8 protein-coding genes and 1 pseudogene are annotated in these 3,201 nt (G+C 39.6%); all 9 read right to left on the bottom strand.

The window, feature by feature from the left end:
* Positions 1 to 216 precede the first annotated feature (216 nt).
* Positions 217 to 513, bottom strand: coding sequence for a HigA family addiction module antitoxin (locus tag G630_RS0117675; RefSeq protein ID WP_026499360.1), 297 nt, complete (start codon positions 511 to 513; stop codon positions 217 to 219).
* A gap of 17 nt (positions 514 to 530) precedes the next feature.
* On the bottom strand, positions 531 to 809 hold the full coding sequence (locus G630_RS0117680; protein WP_026499361.1) for a type II toxin-antitoxin system RelE/ParE family toxin: 279 nt from the start codon (positions 807 to 809) through the stop codon (positions 531 to 533).
* Between the two features lie 53 nt (positions 810 to 862).
* A complete protein-coding gene (locus tag G630_RS0117685; RefSeq protein WP_026499362.1) occupies positions 863 to 1,300 on the bottom strand; it encodes a hypothetical protein in 438 nt (145 codons plus the stop codon).
* A complete protein-coding gene (locus tag G630_RS0117690; protein ID WP_026499363.1) occupies positions 1,300 to 1,740 on the bottom strand; it encodes a hypothetical protein in 441 nt (146 codons plus the stop codon). The genes G630_RS0117685 and G630_RS0117690 overlap by 1 nt, the downstream gene beginning before the upstream one ends.
* Before the next feature lie 79 nt (positions 1,741 to 1,819).
* On the bottom strand, positions 1,820 to 2,029 hold the full coding sequence (locus G630_RS25200; RefSeq protein ID WP_256379760.1) for a DUF6017 domain-containing protein: 210 nt from the start codon (positions 2,027 to 2,029) through the stop codon (positions 1,820 to 1,822).
* Positions 1,989 to 2,234 carry a hypothetical protein gene (locus G630_RS22655; RefSeq protein WP_044959807.1) on the bottom strand — a complete coding sequence of 82 codons (246 nt, stop codon included), beginning with the start codon at positions 2,232 to 2,234 and terminating at the stop codon, positions 1,989 to 1,991. The genes G630_RS25200 and G630_RS22655 overlap by 41 nt, the downstream gene beginning before the upstream one ends.
* 10 nt (positions 2,235 to 2,244) lie before the next feature.
* The gene (locus G630_RS22660; RefSeq protein WP_242829964.1) at positions 2,245 to 2,499 is read right to left on the bottom strand and encodes a hypothetical protein; all 255 of its coding nucleotides are present in this window, start codon (positions 2,497 to 2,499) and stop codon (positions 2,245 to 2,247) included.
* A 264-nt stretch (positions 2,500 to 2,763) separates the two neighbouring features.
* Positions 2,764 to 2,916 (bottom strand): hypothetical protein, encoded by a 153-nt coding sequence (locus tag G630_RS24915; RefSeq protein ID WP_155832026.1) that lies wholly within the window; start codon positions 2,914 to 2,916, stop codon positions 2,764 to 2,766.
* Positions 2,917 to 3,064: 148 nt separating this feature from the next.
* Positions 3,065 to 3,201 (bottom strand): annotated as a pseudogene (locus G630_RS25910) (permease); the annotation flags it as partial.

The raw sequence follows: 3,201 nt of genomic DNA on the forward strand, positions 1-3,201 counted from the left end.
GATGCTCAAGCAAACGTTTCTCCACGTCAAGCCAACTCAGTTCCATATGAAGATTCTTATTATCCTGAAACCTCGCTTTTAATATTTCTAACATGTTTTACCCCTCCAATCCGCGATTTGCCTTAGTCTATTATCCTGAAAGTTATATTTTTAACTTTTCACCGCTCTGCTTCCTCTTTTTGTTTAGTAAGAGCAATCCAATCTCACCTATTACAATCATCCCTCTTTTACTGCGTCCAGAGGAAAGGGTATTACATTTGATGGTTCATTTTGTTGTGCTATCCATAGCGTCAGTTTCTGCTGCATATTCATCCAGCTTTCTGGAGATGTATTAGTTGCCTTGCTTATCCTTATGGCCATTTCCGGGCTAAGAGAAGCTTTCTCATTAACAAACTCTGACAATGCTTTTCTACTAACTCCTAGCATCCTCGCTGCATCGGTAACTGTGAGATTCAATGGTTTCATTACATCTTCCAAGAATACATTTCCTGGATGTGTAGGTCTTCTAGTCATGTATCTTTCCTCCTTCCTCAGTGATAGTCCATGTAGTCTACAAGAAATGCATCCTGACCCTCAAAGTAAAAAGTCATTCTCCAATTACCATTTACAGTAACAGCCCACATATCCTGCTTATCACCTTTAAGTGAGTGTAATCTATACCCAGGCAAGTTCATATCTTGAGCACTGGTGCTGGCATCCAATCGGTCAAGCATTCTCGCTAATTTCGGTGCATGATCTGGCTGAATTCCCTTCTTTGAACCAGTTTCATAGAAGTCTTTTAAGCCTTTATGTGCAAACGATTTTATCATGTCATTATTATAACCTGTAACGTTACAGGTGTCAAACTCCCTTTCTGTATTATTTACCTTCTCCAGAATCTGATATTAAGCAAAATAGTTATAACTGTTCCAACTCCAGTAATTATCAGCCGTGTGTTCATAGGTGTAACATCACTAAGTTCATAGCATAGAAAAGCGACAACCAGACAGCCGATAATACTTCCCAAAATCTTGGCAATAGTAAAACAGTGCTCAAGAACAAGCGTAACAATTACAGTTACTCCATATATAATTAGGCTTGTTTTTGAATCCAATCCCATGTTACGAGTAAGGAATAATGGAATAAAGCCAGCACTGGCAGCATTGAGGATATCAATCCTCATAATGAGAATCCCAACAGCTGAAAGGACCAATGCAAGTGGAATAGCAGCAAGACCTCCCAGAGCGCCGGCAGCACTGCTTGAAACGCTGTCTGATACGCTATCGTGTCTATTAAAGAAAAACTTATCTTCATCCCACATTATTTGTCACCCTTTTTAATCTGATTCAATTTGTTGACATACACTGCAGCCCTGCAATAGAACTTGAGCTGCTCTTCGCCATCTTTTATTGTTGTGGCTCTCTCGACTCCTTTTGCTGTACCCTTCTTAACTGCCTCATTGAACATCTTACCAAGGCGGGCCCTTATCTGTGCCGGTGATTCCTTGATCTTGTACTCTACAAGCACCTCATTCACATCCGCAAAAGTAGGAAGATCTGCCAGAGTGAACTCTTTATCCATCTTCTTGGCTTCCTTGATCATCTCGCCAACGGCCACTGTATAGTCGTAGGTAGTTCTTTTACCGAAACGCTCTTCCAACATCTCGCAGATATAATAGTTTACTGTGATATTCTGCTTCTTAGCTTCCTTCTCAATACGATCATACATATCCTGTGTAAGTGATAGATTTACTCTTGGCATATCTTCATCCTCCTATGAGTGTTGAACAGTTATGTTATATTTCGATTATATGAGTGTCGAACACATATGTCAAATGCTTTTATATGGCTCTGTATGCCTGATCATGACTTACCTCTGACTGGTAATAGCTACCCATAGTCGTTGGTGCGTTGAAAAGAGCTGAGAGCAGATAGTTCTTTATATTCCGCACCTTGGTGGTATTGTCTTTCATACATCCCATGAATCGTGGAAAATCCCCACCAGTTAATTTAGACAAGTATCTTGTCGGAAAAGAACATCGATATTGCACCTATCAGGACGGAGCCAGACTTTACAGCATGGCATGAACCAACATAAACCTCTTTTTCAACTTCGCTCAAGGTCAATCCTATAGCTTCATTAAGCTGTTCAAGGTTTTCTGGTTTTGATAGCCATTCAGAAAAATCATACTGTTCATGATTCCAGAGCTTCCTAATATCCACTTCCTGTAATTTCCCAAGCTTAATAGTTGCCATTTGTGCCCTCCTAGTCCACAGATTCCAAATACTGCACGTTCTTACCATGCTTTTCAGCATATTCAATCTCAGATTGTGTGCTATCTCCGATATATCCACCAACATTGATAACATATATGCTATCGGCCATATCTATCTTACGTTTATGCATATCGTCCAGCATTTCCTTAGTCTTGGTCATGGTTCCTTCATCCATATTCTCCCACACTTCCTGATCGCCCGAATGACCAAAGAGGCCAACACTGATTACTGGAATAAGAATCATAAGCGTTTATATGACTGCGCAACCTTTTATGCCAACGGTACTTTAGGTTTACTTAAAGACTGGCTTTTCTCAGGCTGCGAAAATAGAAACGAAACTTTGAAAAGCATCAATCTGATAGATGAATCAATAGAGACCATTTACAAAAACCAGTAACATACTCCAATTTATTTTCTTTGCCTAAATCAATCAGAGCAGGAAATATCTCTCAAATAATCCCCTATTCTTTTCCAATCTCCGACCATTAGTTTTGAAGCTGTACTTATCCTATCGCCTTTTACTCCAGTTCTCGTAGCCTTTGCCCTTACCCTGCTTAAGCTTTTCCTGAATGTTTATCAGAATATCAAACTCATGGAAAGTGCTCTCCTTACAGCTGGTTGATGATATATCAAGTAGAGTAAGTAAAATGATAGAACTCAATCTTGGTTACTTATGCTTGGGAAGAAGTATTCCTAGCCTTTCAGGAGGAGAAATACAGAGGGTTAGAATTGCGAATCAGCTTAATTGTTCATTGACAGGGCTTTTATACATACTTGATGAACCATGTAAAGGATTACATTTTAGAAATGATCTTTATAACATCATAGATAAAAAAGTGTATGCTGGAGCCAATCCCACTATCTATATCCAATCCTGATGCAGACAGGAGTTCCCCGATCAAAATGTTCAGCCACTTCATTCCCAGGATCTGTGTCTGAATAAAGT

Origin of the sequence: Butyrivibrio sp. WCD2001 (assembly GCF_000424485.1) — a bacterium.
Lineage (GTDB): Bacteria > Bacillota > Clostridia > Lachnospirales > Lachnospiraceae > Butyrivibrio.